A 16,731-nucleotide genomic window follows, 5' to 3' on the forward strand; every position below is an offset into this window, starting at 1 on the left:
CGGCGCCCGATAACGCGCTGGATCACACGCCCATATACCGATGCGGGCGGTGATTGAACATCAGCACCAGGCTCAGCATCAACGCGCCCAGCGCCGAATACAGCACTTTGTCCGGGGTGAGGACGCTGAAGGCGACCAGCATCAGCATCGCATCGAAACTCATCTGCACCTTGCCGGCACTCCAGCCGCGCTCGCGCTGCAGGTACACCGCCAGGATGCCGATGCCGCCCAGGCTGCCGCGATGGCGGATGAAGAACAGGATGCCCAGGCCCGCCAGCGCGCCACCGACGATCGCCGAAAACAGCGTGCTGATGTGCGCGTAATCGGCCCAGCGCGGCAGCAGGTCGGTGAGCGCACCGCAGGCGCCTACCGCGGCAAAGGTCTTCAGGGTGAATTCCCAGCCCATGCGGCGCACGCTCAGCCAATAGAACGGCAGGTTGACCAGCACGAACACCAGGCCGAAGTTCCAGTGCAGCGCGTAATGCAGCAGGAACGCCACGCCGGCCATGCCGCCGATCATCAGGCCGCCCTTGGCGAAGATCGCCAGGCCCAGCGAAGCCACCAGCGTCGCCAGCACCATGCCCTGCACGTCCTCGGCCACCGAGTGGTGAAACGCGTGATCGTCGGCCGGGGTGCCGGCCGAATCCGGTGGCGGCGTCAACGGACCGGAAGTCATCACTGTGCCGTCGTCGGGCAACGGCTGTTGCTCCGGACGGAGATCGGAATCGGGAAGGCTCACGGGCTGGGCACTGCGGTGGGGTGCGGATATTAGACACTATCGGCCCGCCTGGTTACATCTGAAACATCACCCCACGCGTGCGTTGCGCCGCTGCACGTTCATCGGCCATGGCGGCGCGCGCCGCCGGCATCGCGCGCGAAACAGCTGCAAGCAGCACGCTGGATCGGATCCAGCGCAGACCATCCCGCTTCCTTCCATGCACGCCTGGCCATCCGCCCCGGCGTGCAGCGCTCATGCAGGCGCTCAGCGAACCTCGGCGATCTCCACGCCATCCAGGCCCTGCGCCAGGGTCTTGGCGTCGCCGCCCTGCGACAGCTTGATGCGCAGGCGCACCTCGTTCTGCGAGTCGGCGTAGCGCAGCGCGTCTTCGTAGCTGATCTCGCCGGCCTGGTACAGCTCGAACAGGCTCTGGTCGAAGGTGCGCATGCCCAGGTTGGTGGACTCCTTCATGATCTCCTTGAGCTTGTGGATCTCGCCGTCGCGGATGTAGTCCTGCACCAGCGGCGTGCCCAGCATGATCTCCATGGCCACGCGGCGGCCGCGCCCATCCGGGGTCGGAATCAACTGCTGCGCGACCACGCCTTTGAGATTGAGCGACAGGTCCATCAACAACTGGTTGCGCCGGTCTTCCGGGAAGAAGTTGATGATGCGGTCCATCGCCTGGTTGGCGTTGTTGGCGTGCAGGGTGCACAGCACCAGATGGCCGGTTTCGGCGAAAGCCACGGCATGATCCATGCCTTCACGGGTGCGCACCTCGCCGATCATGATCACGTCCGGCGCCTGGCGCAGGGTGTTTTTCAGCGCGTTTTCCCAGCTGTCGGTATCGATGCCGACTTCGCGCTGGGTGATGATGCAGCCCTCGTGCTTGTGCACGAATTCGATCGGGTCTTCGATGGTGATGATGTGCCCGGTGGAATTCTGGTTGCGGTAACCGATCATCGCCGCCAGCGAGGTGGACTTGCCGGTGCCGGTGGCACCGACGAAGATGATGATGCCGCGCTTGGTCATCGCCAGCGTCTTGATCACCGGCGGCAGGCTCAACTCTTCCACCGTGGGGATACGCGTTTCGATCCGGCGCAGCACCATGCCGACCTGGTTGCGCTGGTAGAAGCAGCTCACGCGAAAGCGCCCGACCCCGGACACGCCGATGGCGAAGTTGCACTCGTGGGTCTTTTCGAATTCTTCGCGCTGCGACGGCGTCATCACGTTCAACACCAGATCGCGGCTCTGTTGCGCGGTCAGCGGAGTCTGGGTGATCGGACTGATCTTGCCGTGCACCTTGATCGCCGGCGGCATCCCCGAGGTGATGAACAGATCCGACGCCTTCTGGTGCGCCATCAGCTTGAGGAAGGAGGTGAAGTCGATGGTGCTCATGGCGTGCTCCTCTGGAGCAGGGATTCGGGATGGGAGATTCGGGATTCGCAAGAGCGGGGTCCGGTCCGGGAGCCGCCGTTGCGAATCCCCGATCCCGAATCCCCAATCCCGGTTACTCGAATATCCGCTTGTCCTTGGCGTACTCGCGTGCCTGGTTGCGCGTGATCAGGCTGCGCTTGACCAGGTCCTGCAGATGCTGGTCCAGTGTCTGCATGCCGTATTGCTGGCCGGTCTGGATCGAGGAATACATCTGCGCCACCTTGTCCTCGCGGATCAGGTTGCGGATGGCCGGGGTGCCGACCATGATTTCCCAGGCCGCGGTGCGTCCGCCGCCGACCTTCTTCAGTAGCGCCTGCGAAATCACCGCACGCAGCGACTCGGACAGCATCGAGCGCACCATCGGCTTTTCGCCGGCCGGAAACACGTCGATGATGCGGTCGATGGTCTTGGCCGCCGAGCTGGTGTGCAGGGTGCCAAACACCAGGTGGCCGGTTTCGGCGGCGGTCAGCGCCAGGCGGATGGTCTCCAGATCGCGTAATTCGCCGACCAGGATGATGTCCGGATCTTCGCGCAGCGCCGAGCGCAGCGCCTCGTTGAAGCCGTGCGTATCGCGGTGCACTTCGCGCTGGTTGATCAGGCACTTTTGCGAGGTATGCACGAATTCGATCGGATCCTCGACCGTGAGGATGTGGCCGTATTCGTTCTTGTTGATGTAGTCGATCATGCCGGCGAGCGTGGTCGACTTGCCCGAACCGGTCGGGCCGGTGACCAGGATCAGACCCTGCGGCTGGTCGATCAACTGGCGGAAGATCGGCGGGCAGCCCAGGTCTTCCAGCGTCAGCACTTCGGACGGGATGGTGCGGAACACGGCACCGGCGCCGCGGTTCTGGTTGAACGCGTTGACGCGGAAGCGCGCCAGCGACGGAATCTCGAACGAGAAGTCGACCTCGAGGAATTCCTCGTAATCGCGACGCTGCTTGTCCGACATGATGTCGTAGACCAGCGCGTGCACCTGCTTGTGGTCCAGGGCCGGAATATTGATGCGACGGACATCGCCATCGACACGGATCATCGGCGGCAAGCCGGCCGACAGGTGCAGGTCCGATGCCTTGTTTTTGACGGAAAACGCCAGTAGTTCAGCGATATCCATGCGCTGCTTTTCCCCTAGGCTGCGATTGGAAGGTACTCCCCGAGCGGCAGTATAGCGTTCTGGCTGCTGGCGGGAAGCGGCGCGCGGCCGGTTCAGGCCGGCGCCGTCGGGCGCGCCTGAAGGCGTTGGTTTGGGCACGCGGTGCGGGCACGGTCCTTGCCTGGGCCAGCGCCGCGCCGATCGCCAGCTCGCCCCGCCTGTGGGCAGGCTCGGCGCGGGCTGGCGCCACTGCAGCGTCATCGCCGGCCCGATCCGACGCGCCGGCTGGAAGGACGCAGCCGGGGGCGGCACTATAGCGTTCCTTTCCCGACTGGATTGCAACGTGCCGGCTTCGTCGCTGCAGCAGATTCTCGATGCCATCCACGCCGCCGCGGCTCGGCACGCGCGCGCCGATGTGCGCCTGCTGGCGGTGTCCAAGACCCGGCCGGCAGATGCGGTTGCCGCGTTGGCGGCGCAGGGCCAGCGCGCATTCGGCGAAAACTACGTGCAGGAAGCGCAAAGCAAGATTGCTCAACTGCAGACGCTCGGCCTGGAGTGGCACCTGATCGGCCACCTGCAATCCAACAAGGCCGAACTGGCCAGCCAGTGGTTCGACTGGGTGCAGACCGTGGACCGCGCCAAGCTGATCGCGCCGCTGGCCAACCACCGCCCGGCCGGTCGCGCACCCTTGAATGTGCTGATCCAGGTCAACATCGACGACGAGGACAGCAAGCACGGTTGCGCGCCGGAGGCGGTCGACGGCCTGGCCGCGGCCATCGCGCTGCAGCCGCGGCTGCAACTGCGCGGCCTGATGGCGATTCCCGCGCCATTCCCCGAGCAGGCGCGCCGCATGGCAGCGTTTACCCGCATGCAGGCACTGTTCGAAGAACTCAAGCACCGCTACCCGCAGGTGGATACCTTGTCGATGGGCATGAGCTCGGATTTTGCCGAAGCGATCGCGGCCGGCGCGACCATGGTGCGGGTCGGGACTGCGTTGTTCGGCGAACGCGGCTCGTCGGCTGCTGCAGCATCCTGACCGTCCGTCCCGATCGGCCTCGCGTAGCGCATCGCCGTTTCCTCTTACTTAAGGTGTCGCAATGACTCTGCCTTCCTCGCCCGCGCCTTCCGCTGCAATCACCGCATTCGTCGGCGGCGGCAACATGGCGCGCAGCCTGATTGCCGGGCTGATCCGCCAAGGCGTGCCCGCGGCCAGCATCCGCGTCGCCGAGCCGGTGGCCGAACTGCGCGATGCGCTGTCGCGCGACTTCGGCGTGCGTGCGGTGGAGCAGGCGCGCAGCGCCGTGGACGGCGCAGCCATCTGGGTGCTGGCGGTCAAGCCGCAGGTGCTGCCAGCGGTATGCGCGCAGCTGGCCGATCTTGCGCAGGCGCAGCAGCCGCTGCTGCTGTCCATCGCCGCCGGCATCACCGCTCCGCAGCTGGAGCGCTGGTCCGGCGGCGAGCTTGCGGTGGTGCGCGCAATGCCCAACACACCCGCCCTGCTCGGTGCCGGCGTCACCGGCTTGTATGCCAATCCACGCGTCTCCGACGCGCAACGCGCGCAGGCAACCGGCCTGCTGGAGAGCGCCGGCGTCACCGTCTGGATCGACGACGAGGCGCAGATGGATGCGGTGACCGCGGTCTCCGGCAGCGGGCCAGCCTATGTGTTTCTGCTGGCCGAAGCGATGGAAGCCGCCGCGCAGGCGCAAGGCCTGCCAGCCGACACCGCACGCACGCTGGTGCTGCAGACCCTGCTCGGTGCCTCGCGCATGCTGACCGAATCGGGCGAAGCACCGGAGCTGCTCCGCCGCCGGGTGACCTCGCCCAACGGCACCACGCAGGCGGCAATCGAGACATTTCAGGCCGGCCAGTTCGAAGCGCTCACCGCCAAGGCGATTGCCGCAGCGACCGAGCGCGGCCGTAGCCTGTCGGCGGCCAATGATTAGTCGACCGGTGACGGGACATCGTCCAAAGCAGGAATGTCTCGCAGCGGCCGGCCGTGCCGCGCGCGGGAGTGCCACGACGACCGTGCAGTGGAACCGTCACGACACGTCGCGCATCGGCGCCTGCCAGGTGCAGGAAAAAACCCGGCGCACGTGACTGGCGCAGATGGCAGCAACAGCGCGAACGCAGCGGGTCGACGGATCGAAGCCGGCAACGCCAGACGTCTCCTGCAAGGCGTAGCCACGCAGCAACGCTGATCGCGGCAGCGAACGCCACCGCCAGCTGCACGCCGTAGCCACTCCTCAGCGGCGAGCTCGATGCAAAACGCACACACGGCTTCGCGCAAACGATCTGCTGCTATGCGTCAGACACCGCATCGCCCTGCGCCTCGCAGCCGTGTCGACAGCGCTTTCGCGGAGGTTTTCTGCCGCCGGTGAACGAATCCCCGTCAAAAGACGCTTTTTTTCGGTCGTTTCATCGTTTCCCTATTGGCGGCGCGCAGCAGTTGCCCTACATTTCGCGTTGCCGACTGGGTCGGCAGACCCAACACCACCAACGATCACGGAACACATAACTCATGGCAAAAACCGCCGCTAAGAAGGCTGCCCCCAAGAAGGCAGTGAAAAAGGTCGCCGCGACCAAGACCGCAAAGCCGGCCAAGGCCGCTGCTGCCAAGTCCGCTGCGCCGAAGCCGATCAAGGAAGCGCTGAGCAAGACCGGCCTGGTCGCGCACATTGCCGAATCCACCCAGCTGGCTCCGAAGGACGTCCGCGCTGTTCTGGCGACGCTGGAATCGGCCGCTCATTCGTCGCTGAGCAAGAAGGGCGCGGGCTCGTTCACCCTGCCGGGCATGCTGAAGCTGACCAGCGTCCATGTGCCGGCCAAGCCGAAGCGCAAGGGCATCAACCCGTTCACCAAGGAAGAGCAGACCTTTGCAGCGAAGCCGGCCAGCTTCAAGGTCAAGGCTCGTCTGCTGAAGAAGTTGAAGGACGCCGCGCTCTAATCGAGCACGCCTGCGTTGTCACGAAGGCGGCCTGCGGGCCGTCTTTTTTTTGCGCGCGCGTGACCGCCCGCATCACTCCCCACATGCCGCTCATCGCCGCTTGCCTACCCTGCACGCTGATTTGCAACGCAGCAGGTGCATGTGACCGATCCGTCGTCTCCTCGCCCACCCACACCGCCGTCATCGGCAACCCGCAGCCCCGCGCGCCGGGTGCGCCGGCTGCTGGTGTCGATTGCGCTGCTGTGCGCCCTGGGCGTGGCCGCGCGCTGGGCATGGCAGTTGCCGGTCGCCGAACAACTGCGGACTAGTTGGGAGCTGTCGCGCATGCCGCCACCCGTGCAGTTGTCGGTTCCGGTCGAAGGCGTGCAGGCGCGCCGCATCGCCGACACCTTCGGCGCACCGCGCGGTCGCGACCGACGCCATGCCGGCGTGGATATCTTCGCGCCGCGCGGCACGCCGGTGCTGTCCGCAACACGCGGGGTGGTCAGCGCCATCCGCGATCAAGGCCTGGGCGGCAAGCAGGTCTGGGTGCTCGGGCCGGCGATGGAGCGCCATTACTACGCGCACCTGGACGATTGGGCCGCCGGGCTGACCGTTGGCGATGTCGTCGAGCCCGGCACACCGCTCGGCATGGTCGGCACCACCGGCAACGCGCGCGGCACGCCGCCACATCTGCACTATGGTGTCTATGGGCGCAACGGTGCGTACGATCCACTGCCGCTGCTGCGCAAACCCGTGCCACAGCCGGCACAGTGAGCATGCTGGAACACTGCGTCATGGCCTGAGCTATCGAGGCCGTTGCTGGCTACGCCTATGGTGGAGTCAGCCCAAGGAACGACGCCCCCTCCATGTCCCGAAAACGCTATCGCATTACGGTCACGCCCATCGAGAGCGATGGCCGCCCCTGCAGCGATCGCTGCACCATCGAATTCGAACAGCGCTCGCGGGCCGACTGGATGCGGCTGCTCGAGGAACTGCACCTGCGACGCGATCTGAGCAGCGACGAATGTGCGGCGCTCACGGTCGGCTCGCAGCTGCTGGAAGACCTGGCCGCCCGCCCGCGCGCGCAGCCAAGCGATGCACTGGAGGCCTTGCGGCCAAAACTGCAGTTGCTGCTGGAACGCCTGCAACGCGTGCAACCGGCCGCCGGCACCTGAGACCGGCGTCGCGGCGACCGCTACACTGCGCGCATCGGGGAGAGGAGATGCGCCATGCGCGGGTTGGGGATCGTCATGCTGGCAGCGGCAATCGCCGGTTGCAGTTGCCATCGCAGCGCTGACAAAGAAACGGGCAACGCGGCAGCGTCCTCGCACGTTGCAGCGGCGACGCAAACGCCGACTACCGCCACCACAGACAACACGCCCGCACGACCCACAAGCGATGCCACCCCTGACGATGCGGTTGCGCGCGCCAACTTCGCCAAAGCAAGCGCGACCATGCAGCGATACCTGGGCGCGTTGCCAGGTGCGGCACGTGGCGATGCCGATGCACTGTGGAGCGGCGGTCGTCCTGCGCCGGTGCCGGACGATGCGGCGCTGCGCGGTATCGGGAATATCCAGTCGATGCGTATCAATAACGACGCGCCCATCGCACTGGATCAGGAACAGCCCCCGCGCCGGATCGAAGTGCCGGTGCAACTGATCGTGCGCACCGACACCGGCACCCAACGCCTGGTCGGCGCCTACCGGCTGCAGCCGCGCAGCGGCAGCGACGACTGGGAGATCTACTCGGCCACCCTGCACCCGGTATTGCGCTAACCCACGGTTCACCGGCAACGACTAAGGTGATCGCACCTGTTGCCGGAGTCACCCGATGAAACTGCGTTCGCTTGCCGGATCCATGCTTGCCCTCGCTCTGGCGCTACCCACGACCAGCGCGTGGGCAACGCCGCAGATCCAGGGACCCCAGATCAGCGTACAGGGCAGCGACCTGCAGCAATTCCTGGGTGGCCGCTTCCCGCAGACGCACGATGCGCTGGGCGGCCTGGTCGAGATGACGGTCAGCAATCCGGCACTGTCGCTGCCGCCGGGCGACCGGCTCAAGATGGCCTTCGACCTGGCGCTCGCCACTGCCGGCGGCGCGCCGGCACCGGTCGGCAATGTGACCTTGACCAGCGCACTGCGCTACGACACGGCCAAGCAGGGCTTTTATCTCGATCAACCCACCATCGATGATTTCCGGCCGGCCAACGCTGGTGCAAAACTCGACCACAGCACCCGCCAGCTGCTCAACGCCTGGCTGGCCGATTACGCGCGCAAGGAGCCGATCTATCGCATCGATCCGGCCATCGCAGCGGTGATGGGCAATGTGCAGGTGGAGTCGGTCGGCATCCAGAACGGCCGCGTCGCGGTGAATTTCAACCAGAACATCGAGCAACTGGTGCCGGCCGCTGCACTGTCCGGGAAATAGGCTGACGCGTCAATTGCGACGCATGGCTTGAAACACGCCGTCATGCCGTCGCGCCGATCTGCGCAAGCGGCCCTCGGATCAAGACAAGGGCCCGGCATCACCACGCCGGGCCTTTGTTTTCATCTCAACGTTGCAAGGGACCGATCAGGCCACCAGGGCCTTGGCCACTGCAGCGGTGAAGGCCGGGATATCGTCGGGCTTGCGGCTGGTGATCAGCGACCCGTCGACAACCACCTCCGCATCCTGCCAGCGTGCGCCGGCATTGCGCAGGTCGGTCTTGACCGACGACCACGAGGTGACGTCGCGGTCGCGAACCAGATCGCTTTCCACCAGCAGCCACGGGCCGTGGCAGATCGCGGCGACCGGCTTGTCGGCACTGGCAAAGGCCTGGATGAATGCGATCGCCTTGGCGTCACCGCGCAAGGTGTCGGGGTTGAGCACCCCGCCAGGCAGCACCAGCGCGTCGTAGCTGTCGACCTTGGCCTGATCCAGCCGCTGGTCCACCTGCACCGAATCGCCCCAGTCGGTCTTGTTCCAGGCGCGGATCTGCGCAGCGTCGCCGGGCGCAATCACATCGACCTTGGCGCCCCAGGATTCCAGCAGGCGCTTGGGCTCAATGAGTTCGGATTGTTCGAAGCCATCGGTGGCCAGCACTGCGATGGCCTTGCCGGAGAGCGAATACGACATGCGGAACTCCTCACTGAAAAGAAGCCCGCACGCTAGGCGTGCGCCTGTTGCGCACGAGTGAATCGATGTGTGCGCCGCGTCAGTGCGACGCCAGGACACCGGTGCTCAGCGCTTGGGCTGCAGCATCGTGCCGGTGCAGTTCTTCGACCCGCAGCGGCATGCCCAGATCTTCTTCAAACGCGGCGTGTGCCGCTCGGCCAGGGTGATGCCGTAGTTGTAGGTGAGCTCTTCGCCGGCCTTGATCGCGCGCTTGGCCTCGATGAAGATCTTGTCCTTGCTGCGGTCGTCGCCCTCGGCTTCTTCGATCACCGCCTCGCAATTGGGATTGCAGCTGTGGTTGATCCAGCGCGCGACATTGCCTTCGTAATTGGCATCCAGCACGTAGTCGTCGCTGAGCGTGAACAGGAAGGTGTGGCCGCTCTCCACATCGCCGGTGTCATCGGCATCCACTTCCGCGTGCGTGCGCAAGCGCCCCTTGTACTGGATGATGCGCTCGCCCTTGCGGAGCGCGGCGAGGGCGAACATGCCATTGCCGTGGATACGTGACTTGCGGGCGGCAACTTTGCGCGACATGAAGGGGTCCAGTGATGGGGCCGCTCATTGTGACTGCAGCGCGACGATGCGCCAAGCACAAGCGCAGCAGTACCCGCAACGGCTGCTGCTTGCCGGCGGCTGAACCAAGCAGGTGGCCCTGCCCCGGCTAAAAGCGTACAATTTCGGTCCGCTTTCGGATTTATCGCCTTCCCATGTTGCGCGTCACCAAACTCACCGATTACGCCACCGTCGTGTTGACCGTCCTGGCAGCGCGCTGCGGCCAGGTGCTCAGCGCCAGCGAACTTGCCGAGCAGGCCGGCCTGGAAGCGCCGACCGTGAGCAAGATCCTCAAGCCGCTGTCGCAGGCGGGCCTGGTCGAAGGGCTGCGCGGCGTGCACGGCGGCTACCGGCTGGCGCGCGCGGCCAGCGAGATCACGCTGGTCGAAATCGTCGAGGCGATGGAAGGCCCGCTGGCGATCACCGAATGCAGCCAGGACCACAGCCAGTGCGGCATCGCGCAGACATGCGGGGTGCGTTCCAACTGGCGCCTGATCAACGACGTGGTCGGCGATGCATTGCGTCGCGTCACGCTCGCACAGATGTTGCAGCCCCTCTCTCTCCCTGGCGACAGCCGTCGGCGTTCCATCGCCGCACGCGTCGCGACCACCTGACCCTGTAGGCAGCCCGATGGCCACCGAACTTGCACCCCCGCAGAATGCCGAAATTATCGAACGGCTGGGCCGACGCTATGACGCCGGCTTCATCACCGAGATCGAATCGGACTCGCTCCCGCCCGGCCTGGACGAGGATGTCATCCGTGCCTTGTCGGCCAAGAAGGACGAGCCGCAATGGATGACCGATTGGCGTCTTGAGGCGTATCGCCACTGGCTGAAGATGCCGATGCCGGAATGGGCGAAGCTGAAGGTCTCGCCGATCGACTTCCAGGCGCTGAGCTATTACTCCGCGCCCAAGGGCCCGAAGTACGCCTCGCTGGACGATGTGCCCAAGGAACTGCTCGACACCTACGACAAGCTCGGCGTGCCGTTGCACGAGCGCGCCCGGCTGGCCGGCGTGGCGGTGGATGCGGTGTTCGACTCGGTCTCGGTCGGCACCACCTTCCGCAAGGAACTGGCCGAAAAGGGCGTGATCTTCTGCTCGATGTCCGAGGCGATCAAGGAACATCCGGAGATCGTCAAACAGTATCTGGGCAGTGTGGTGCCGGTCGGCGACAACTATTTCGCCGCGCTCAACTCGGCGGTGTTCTCCGACGGCAGCTTCGTGTTCATTCCTGCGGGCGTGCGTTGCCCGATGGAACTGAGCACCTACTTCCGCATCAATGCCGGCCATACCGGGCAGTTCGAGCGCACCCTGATCGTGTGCGAGGACAAGGCCTACGTGTCGTATCTGGAAGGCTGCACCGCACCGATGCGCGATGAAAACCAGCTGCACGCGGCGGTGGTCGAGCTGGTGGCGCTGGAAGATGCCGAGATCAAGTATTCGACCGTGCAAAACTGGTACCCGGGCGACGAGGAAGGCCGCGGCGGCATCTACAACTTCGTCACCAAGCGTGCCGAATGCCGTGGCGCGCGCAGCAAGGTCACCTGGACCCAGGTCGAAACCGGCTCGGCGATCACCTGGAAGTATCCGTCCTGCGTGCTGCTCGGCGACGACTCGGTCGGCGAGTTCCACTCGGTGGCGCTGACCCATCACCGTCAGCAGGCCGACACCGGCACCAAGATGATCCACATCGGCAAGCGCACCAAGAGCAAGATTGTCAGCAAGGGCATCAGTGCAGGCCGCGGGCAGAACACCTATCGCGGTCTGGTCAAGGTGGACCGCAATGCCGACGGCGCGCGCAACTACACCCAGTGCGATTCGTTGTTGATCGGCAAGCAGTGCGGCGCGCACACCTTCCCCTATATCGAGGTGAAGAATCCCGGCGCCACCGTCGAGCACGAGGCCACCACCTCCAAGATCAGCGACGACCAGCTGTTCTATTGCCGCGCGCGCGGCATCAGCCAGGAAGACGCGGTGTCGCTGATCGTCGACGGCTTCTGCAAGCAGGTATTCCGCGAGCTGCCGATGGAGTTCGCGGTGGAAGCCAAGAAGCTGCTGGAAGTCTCGCTGGAAGGCAGCGTCGGCTGACGCTGCCGGCAGGGATTCGGCATTGGAGATTGGAGATTCGCAACGTCCCGCTCCCTGCCATCCCGGCTCTTCTGCTGTTACCAATCCCAAATTTCGAATAACCAATCCCATGCTTACGATCAACAACCTCCACGCCAGCATTGCCGGCAAAGACATCCTCAAGGGCCTGTCGCTGGACATCCAGCCGGGCCAGGTGCACGCCATCATGGGCCCCAACGGCGCGGGCAAATCCACGCTGGGCAACGTGCTGGCCGGGCGCGACGGCTATGAGGTCAGCGCCGGCACCGTGCAGTTCGAAGGCAAGGACCTGCTCGAGCTGCCGCCGGAAGAACGCGCGGCCGCCGGCCTGTTCCTGGCCTTCCAGTACCCGGTAGAAATTCCCGGCGTCAACAACACCTACTTCCTGCGTGCCGCACTCAATGCGCAGCGCAAGGCGCGTGGCGAAGACGAGCTGGACTCGATGCAGTTCCTCAAGCTGGTGCGGCAGAAGCTGGCCGTGCTGCATCTGAAGGACGAGCTGCTGCATCGCGGCGTCAACGAAGGCTTCTCCGGTGGCGAAAAGAAGCGCAACGAGATCTTCCAGCTGGCCGTGCTCGAGCCCAAGCTCGCCATCCTGGACGAGACTGATTCGGGACTGGACATCGATGCGCTCAAGAGCGTGGCCGACGGCGTCAACGCGCTGCGCTCGCCGGAGCGTTCGTTCCTGGTGATCACCCACTATCAGCGCCTGCTCGACTACATCACCCCGGACGTGGTGCATGTGCTGGCCGAAGGCCGCATCGTGCAGAGCGGCGGCCCGGAACTGGCGCTGGAGCTGGAAAAGCACGGCTACCACTTCCTGAAGGACCGCGTGGTGCCCGAGGCGGCTGCCTGATGAGCGCCCTGCTGGAATCCCTCGCCCGCGGCTTCAGCGGTAACGATGCGCGCCGGGTCGAACTCGATGCCGCGCTGCAGGCCGGCCTGCCCGGCCCGCGCGCCGAAGCCTGGAAGTACACCTCGCTGCGGCAGCTGGAGCGGCGCAGCTTCCAGCCCGCGCCGCTGGTGCCGACGCTGATCGATGCCGCGCTGCTGGACGAGATCCCGTCCCCGCGGCTGGTGTTCGTCAACGGCCGCCCGTCCGACGCATTGAGCGACCTGTCGACACTGCCGGACGGCGTGCGGCTGGACACCTTGTCAGCGTCGCTGGCAGCCGGCGACGAGGCGCAGCAGTTGCTCGGCCGCCGTTTCGACGGCAGCGATGAAATCTTTGCGCGCCTCAACGCCGCACTTGCCGACGAAGGCGTGCTGGTGCGCGTGCAGGACGGCGCGCAGATCGAGGCGCCGCTGCATCTGGTCTTCATCGGCGTGGCCGGCGAGCACGACCTGTCCTGGCACCACCGTCACCTGATCGAACTGCGTGCCGGCGCGGCACTGAACGTGGTCGAGCACCACCTGCATGTCGGCGATGCCGCGCATCTGCACAACAGCCTGATGCATGTGCATCTGGCCCAGGATGCGGTGCTGTCGCATGCGCGCGTGCAGGCTGACAGCGCGCACGCAACGTCGCTGCTACGCACCGATGCGGTGCTGGCGCGCAATGCGCGCTACCAGCGCGTGGACCTGGAACTGGGTGCCAACCTGTCGCGCCACGAGCTCAACGTGCGCCTGGAAGGCAACAACGCCCAGCTCACCGCCAATGGCGTGCTGCTCGGCAACGGCCGCCGCCATGTCGATACACGTCTGGGCATCGCGCACATCGCACGCGACACCACCTGCGAGCTGGTCTGGCGCGGCGTGGGTGCCGATCGCAGCCGGGTGGTCTTCCACGGCGGCATCAACATCCGCCCGGGCGCCGATGGCACCGACGCGCGGCTGTCGAACAAGAATCTGCTGCTGTCGGCCAATGCCGAGATCGACACCCAGCCGGTGCTGGTGATCGATGCCGAGGAAGTGCAGGCCGCGCATGGCGCCACCGTCGGCCAGCTCGACGACAATGCCTTGTTCTATCTGCGCTCGCGCGGCCTGCCGCAGGCCGAGGCGCAGCGCCTGTTGAGCGCGGCGTTCTGCCACGAGCCGCTGCGCGTGCTCCCCGCCGCGCTGACTGCGGTGCTGGCGCTGCAGCTGGACCGCGCACTGGCCTCGGCAGGCGTGGCATGAACGCGCCCGCCGCCACGCAACTGGCCGCGCCGGACTGGGAGCGCGTGCGCTCGGATTTCCCGCTGCTGATGCGGCAGGTGCATGGCAAGCCGCTGATCTATTTCGACAACGCCAACACCGGGCAGAAGCCGCTGCAGGTCATCGCCGCAACCGACGAGTTCTATCGCCGTCAGAACGCCAATGTGAGCCGCGCGGTGCATGCGCTGGGCACCGAGGCCACCGACGCCTTCGAAGGCGCGCGCAGCAAGCTCGCCCGCTTTCTCAACGTGCGTGCCGACGAACTGGTGCTGTGCAGCGGCACGACCTTTGCAATCAATTTGGTGGCCTATTCCTGGGCGCTGCCGCGCCTGGGCGCTGGCGATGTGATCCTGATCTCGCGCATGGAGCACCACGCCAACATCGTGCCGTGGCAGTTGGTAGCACAACGCACCGGCGCGACCATCCGCGTGGCCGAGATCACCCCGGACGGCGCGCTGGATCTGGACGCCTTGCGCAAGGCGATGACGCCGGAGGTCAAGCTGCTGGCGATCACGCATGTGTCCAATGTGCTGGGCACGGTCAATCCGGTGCGCGAGATCTGCCGCGAGGCACGCAAGCGTGGCATCGTCACCGTGGTGGACGGCTCGCAGGCGGCGCCGCATCGGCGTATCGACGTGGCCGGCATCGGCTGCGATTTCTACGCCATCACCGGCCACAAGATGTGCGGGCCCACTGGCACCGGCGCGCTGTGGGCACGGCGCGAACACCTGCAGGCGATGCCGCCGTTCCTGGGCGGCGGCGAGATGATCAAGGAAGTCAGTTTCGAGGGCACGGTGTTCAACGATGCCCCGCACAAGTTCGAAGCCGGCACGCCCAACATCGCCGGTTTCATCGGCCTGGGCGCGGCAGTCGATTACCTGGAGTCGGTCGGGCTGGCGCACGTGGAAGCGCGCGAAGCCGAGCTGCTGGCGCATTTCACCGAAGAACTGCAGCGCATCGACGGCCTGCGCATCTTCGGCACCACGCCGGACAAGGCCGCGGTGGTGTCGTTCCTGATCGAAGGCGCGCATGCCCACGACCTGGCCACCCTGCTCGACCTGGAAGGCGTCGCGGTCCGCTCGGGCCAGCACTGCGCGCACCCGCTGCTGCAGTACTACGGCGTCGCCGCCACCTGCCGTGCCTCGCTGGCGTTCTACAACACGCATGACGAGATCGAGCGCTTCGTTGCTGCGTTGGTGAAGGTGCGTCGCCTGCTGGGTTGACGGCGGGGATTGGGGATTCGGCATTGGGGATTCGGAAGACCCCTTCGCCGCCTTGCAGCGCGTGCGCCAGACCTCCGTGCGTTGGCGCACGTGCCCATGGCAAGACACAGCGCAACGCCCCAATCCGGACATCCGACACGGTGCAAGAAACAGCGTTCTCGCGCTTTTACGAATCCCCAATCCCGACTCCCGCTAAACTGCTCCCCATGCAGACCACCACCTTCCGTACCGCCACCGTCGACGACATCGACGCCCTTGTGTCGCTGGTGACCTCGGCCTATCGCGGCGATGTCAGCCGCGTTGGCTGGACCACCGAGGCCGATTTTCTCGACGGCGCGCGGATCGATCCTGCGGTGCTGCGCGAGGACCTGTTGCGCGACCGCAGCCTGGTGCTGCTGGTCGAACTGGACGGGCGCCTGCTGGCCTGCGCGCATATCGCCGACGACCACGGTGCCGGCTACTTCGGCATGTTTGCGGTGGATCCCTCGCTGCAGGGCAGCGGGCTGGGCAAGACGCTGCTGGCCGAGGCCGAGCGTATCGCCTACACCGAGTGGCAGCTGCCGGTGATGCGCATGACGGTGATCGACATCCGAGATGAGCTGATCGCGTTCTACGAGCGACGCGGTTACCGCCGCACCGGCGTCTTCAAACCGTTCCCGTATGGCGACGCGCGTTTCGGCGTGCCGCTGCGCCAGGACCTGCGCTTCGAGGTGCTGGAAAAACCGCTTGGCGGCGCAGCGCCATGAGCGACACCTGGACCTTCGTCTGCGCCAGCGAGGCGCTGCTGCCTGGCGAACTGCAGACCGTCTGGGATGAGGTGACCGACACCCCGATCGTCATCTTCAACCTCGACGGCGAGCTGTACGCGCTGGAAGACCGCTGCAGCCACGAGGACTACGAATTGTCGCCGGGTATGTTCGACCCGGCAGAAGGCAGCATCGAGTGCCTGCTGCACAGCGCCCGCTTCGACATCCGCGACGGCCGCCCGCTGTGCGCACCGGCCTACACCGCGGTGCCCAAGTTCCCGGTCAAGCGCGAACACGGCGGCATCTGGACCCGCGACGACCGCTGACACCGGTCGGACCCGTGGGTGACCCGGTCGCCATGAGCGCAGACCGCTCAGGACGCTGATCCGCAGTCTCGGCCCCGTCCGGCGCGTGCCCGGGCGTTCGCAGATCCGCGCCCCGCAGGAAAAGGACGCGCTGCCACGCCAGCGAGCTCGACCAGTCGTGCAAGCGACACCTCGGCCCGCCAGCAGGCGCAAACCCGCGCGGTTCCCCATGCAAGCCCGCATCGATCGCCGCACTGGCCTGACACCTCAGGCGGCGCGATTGCCCGGCGCATGGCGCCAGCCGACAAAGATTGCAAAGAAGAATGATTTGCATTTAAGATC

General features: G+C 65.9%; 19 protein-coding genes. 14 read left to right on the plus strand and 5 right to left on the minus strand.

Features of this window, described 5'->3' with window-relative positions:
• Nucleotides 1-22: 22 nt before the first annotated feature.
• The 3 genes from AC1PLS_RS14335 to AC1PLS_RS14345 form a co-directional block, all read right to left on the minus strand.
• On the minus strand, nucleotides 23-697 hold the full coding sequence (locus AC1PLS_RS14335) for a YitT family protein (RefSeq protein ID WP_024940756.1): 675 nt from the start codon (nucleotides 695-697) through the stop codon (nucleotides 23-25).
• A 285-nt stretch (nucleotides 698-982) separates the two neighbouring features.
• On the minus strand, nucleotides 983-2,113 hold the full coding sequence (locus AC1PLS_RS14340; protein ID WP_016902355.1) for a PilT/PilU family type 4a pilus ATPase: 1,131 nt from the start codon (nucleotides 2,111-2,113) through the stop codon (nucleotides 983-985).
• A gap of 112 nt (nucleotides 2,114-2,225) precedes the next feature.
• A complete protein-coding gene (locus AC1PLS_RS14345; RefSeq protein ID WP_003489919.1) occupies nucleotides 2,226-3,263 on the minus strand; it encodes a type IV pilus twitching motility protein PilT in 1,038 nt (345 codons plus the stop codon).
• 322 nt (nucleotides 3,264-3,585) lie between these two features.
• On the opposite strand from AC1PLS_RS14345, the gene AC1PLS_RS14350 reads away from it, so the two are divergent.
• The 7 genes from AC1PLS_RS14350 to AC1PLS_RS14380 all read left to right on the plus strand — a co-directional run bounded on the left by AC1PLS_RS14350 (nucleotide 3,586) and on the right by AC1PLS_RS14380 (nucleotide 8,595).
• The gene (locus AC1PLS_RS14350) at nucleotides 3,586-4,278 is read left to right on the plus strand and encodes a YggS family pyridoxal phosphate-dependent enzyme (RefSeq protein ID WP_184433983.1); all 693 of its coding nucleotides are present in this window, start codon (nucleotides 3,586-3,588) and stop codon (nucleotides 4,276-4,278) included.
• A gap of 61 nt (nucleotides 4,279-4,339) precedes the next feature.
• Nucleotides 4,340-5,185 carry a pyrroline-5-carboxylate reductase gene (proC, locus tag AC1PLS_RS14355; protein WP_184433981.1) on the plus strand — a complete coding sequence of 282 codons (846 nt, stop codon included), beginning with the start codon at nucleotides 4,340-4,342 and terminating at the stop codon, nucleotides 5,183-5,185.
• A 575-nt stretch (nucleotides 5,186-5,760) separates the two neighbouring features.
• Nucleotides 5,761-6,186 carry an HU family DNA-binding protein gene (locus tag AC1PLS_RS14360; RefSeq protein ID WP_026064288.1) on the plus strand — a complete coding sequence of 142 codons (426 nt, stop codon included), beginning with the start codon at nucleotides 5,761-5,763 and terminating at the stop codon, nucleotides 6,184-6,186.
• Between the two features lie 135 nt (nucleotides 6,187-6,321).
• A complete protein-coding gene (locus AC1PLS_RS14365; RefSeq protein ID WP_184378846.1) occupies nucleotides 6,322-6,942 on the plus strand; it encodes a M23 family metallopeptidase in 621 nt (206 codons plus the stop codon).
• Between the two features lie 92 nt (nucleotides 6,943-7,034).
• Complete coding sequence (locus tag AC1PLS_RS14370; protein WP_024940752.1) at nucleotides 7,035-7,343, plus strand: DUF3861 family protein; 309 nt, start codon at nucleotides 7,035-7,037, stop codon at nucleotides 7,341-7,343.
• A 75-nt stretch (nucleotides 7,344-7,418) separates the two neighbouring features.
• Nucleotides 7,419-7,943: a hypothetical protein gene (locus AC1PLS_RS14375; RefSeq protein WP_425599201.1), complete on the plus strand. Its 525-nt coding sequence runs from the start codon at nucleotides 7,419-7,421 to the stop codon at nucleotides 7,941-7,943.
• A gap of 55 nt (nucleotides 7,944-7,998) precedes the next feature.
• Nucleotides 7,999-8,595 (plus strand): YceB family lipoprotein, encoded by a 597-nt coding sequence (locus tag AC1PLS_RS14380; protein WP_184378848.1) that lies wholly within the window; start codon nucleotides 7,999-8,001, stop codon nucleotides 8,593-8,595.
• A gap of 144 nt (nucleotides 8,596-8,739) precedes the next feature.
• On the opposite strand, the gene AC1PLS_RS14385 is transcribed toward AC1PLS_RS14380, so the two are convergent.
• Nucleotides 8,740-9,282 (minus strand): type 1 glutamine amidotransferase domain-containing protein, encoded by a 543-nt coding sequence (locus tag AC1PLS_RS14385; RefSeq protein WP_102256407.1) that lies wholly within the window; start codon nucleotides 9,280-9,282, stop codon nucleotides 8,740-8,742.
• A gap of 105 nt (nucleotides 9,283-9,387) precedes the next feature.
• A complete protein-coding gene (locus AC1PLS_RS14390; protein ID WP_016902346.1) occupies nucleotides 9,388-9,855 on the minus strand; it encodes an SET domain-containing protein in 468 nt (155 codons plus the stop codon).
• A gap of 173 nt (nucleotides 9,856-10,028) precedes the next feature.
• Here AC1PLS_RS14390 and AC1PLS_RS14395 point away from each other — a divergent pair, with 173 nt between their 5' ends.
• The 7 genes from AC1PLS_RS14395 (at nucleotide 10,029) to AC1PLS_RS14425 (ending at nucleotide 16,410) form a co-directional block, all read left to right on the plus strand.
• Entirely contained in the window at nucleotides 10,029-10,487 is a 459-nt protein-coding gene (locus tag AC1PLS_RS14395) for an SUF system Fe-S cluster assembly regulator (protein ID WP_016902345.1), read from the plus strand.
• A 16-nt stretch (nucleotides 10,488-10,503) separates the two neighbouring features.
• On the plus strand, nucleotides 10,504-11,961 hold the full coding sequence (gene sufB, locus AC1PLS_RS14400) for a Fe-S cluster assembly protein SufB (protein ID WP_016902344.1): 1,458 nt from the start codon (nucleotides 10,504-10,506) through the stop codon (nucleotides 11,959-11,961).
• A 109-nt stretch (nucleotides 11,962-12,070) separates the two neighbouring features.
• The gene (gene sufC / locus AC1PLS_RS14405; RefSeq protein WP_039519836.1) at nucleotides 12,071-12,835 is read left to right on the plus strand and encodes a Fe-S cluster assembly ATPase SufC; all 765 of its coding nucleotides are present in this window, start codon (nucleotides 12,071-12,073) and stop codon (nucleotides 12,833-12,835) included.
• Nucleotides 12,835-14,097, plus strand: a complete 1,263-nt coding sequence (gene sufD / locus AC1PLS_RS14410) for a Fe-S cluster assembly protein SufD (protein WP_184378850.1) — start codon at nucleotides 12,835-12,837, stop codon at nucleotides 14,095-14,097. The genes sufC and sufD overlap by 1 nt, the downstream gene beginning before the upstream one ends.
• The gene (locus AC1PLS_RS14415; protein WP_024938768.1) at nucleotides 14,094-15,338 is read left to right on the plus strand and encodes a cysteine desulfurase; all 1,245 of its coding nucleotides are present in this window, start codon (nucleotides 14,094-14,096) and stop codon (nucleotides 15,336-15,338) included. Before sufD ends, AC1PLS_RS14415 begins: the two co-directional genes overlap by 4 nt.
• Nucleotides 15,339-15,544: 206 nt before the next feature.
• Entirely contained in the window at nucleotides 15,545-16,084 is a 540-nt protein-coding gene (locus AC1PLS_RS14420; protein WP_184378852.1) for a GNAT family N-acetyltransferase, read from the plus strand.
• Nucleotides 16,081-16,410, plus strand: a complete 330-nt coding sequence (locus AC1PLS_RS14425; RefSeq protein ID WP_481103803.1) for a non-heme iron oxygenase ferredoxin subunit — start codon at nucleotides 16,081-16,083, stop codon at nucleotides 16,408-16,410. Before AC1PLS_RS14420 ends, AC1PLS_RS14425 begins: the two co-directional genes overlap by 4 nt.
• Nucleotides 16,411-16,731 lie beyond the last annotated feature (321 nt).

Source organism: Xanthomonas sp. NCPPB 3218, assembly GCF_056725185.1.